Origin of the sequence: Streptomonospora wellingtoniae (assembly GCF_031845375.1) — a bacterium.
In the GTDB taxonomy this organism is placed as follows: Bacteria; Actinomycetota; Actinomycetes; order Streptosporangiales; family Streptosporangiaceae; genus Streptomonospora; species Streptomonospora wellingtoniae.
In genome coordinates this window covers 1-441 of the sequence record NZ_JAVREK010000075.1, presented here as the reverse complement: position 1 = coordinate 441, position 441 = coordinate 1, and the positions used below count along the sequence as shown (strand labels likewise).

At 44.0% G+C, this 441-nt stretch carries 1 protein-coding gene; it reads left to right on the top strand.

What is annotated here, in order from left to right:
• Positions 1–45: 45 nt before the first annotated feature.
• Positions 46–441: amidohydrolase family protein (locus tag RM446_RS24690; RefSeq protein WP_311547842.1), on the top strand; the 396-nt coding region annotated here is incomplete at its 3' end.

Below are 441 nucleotides of genomic sequence, written 5' to 3'. Positions count from 1 at the left end.
AATCTAAGGCTACTTCACTATCATAAAAAATGAGAGGAGCCCCACATGAAACAAATTGATCTACTCATCCACAACATTGGCTGCCTTATTACTATGCAAGGCTCCCTGAAACCACGAGCAGGAAAAGAGCAATCCGAAGTTCTCACCATTCACCACGGTGCCATTGCCATTCAAGGTGAGAAAATCGTGGCGATAGGTAGTGAGAAAGAAGTTCGTAAGTCTATTCATGGGTTGTCTATTATCAAAGAATTAGATGCACAAGGACGCCTTGTTACCCCCGGCCTAATCGATCCTCATACTCACTTGGTACACGGAGGATCACGGGAACACGAACTCGATTTAAAGCTAAAAGGAGTTTCCTACTTAGAGATACTTGCTCAAGGTGGCGGCATCTTAAATACGGTTCAAGCAACACGGAATGCAACGGAAGAAGAGCTTTAT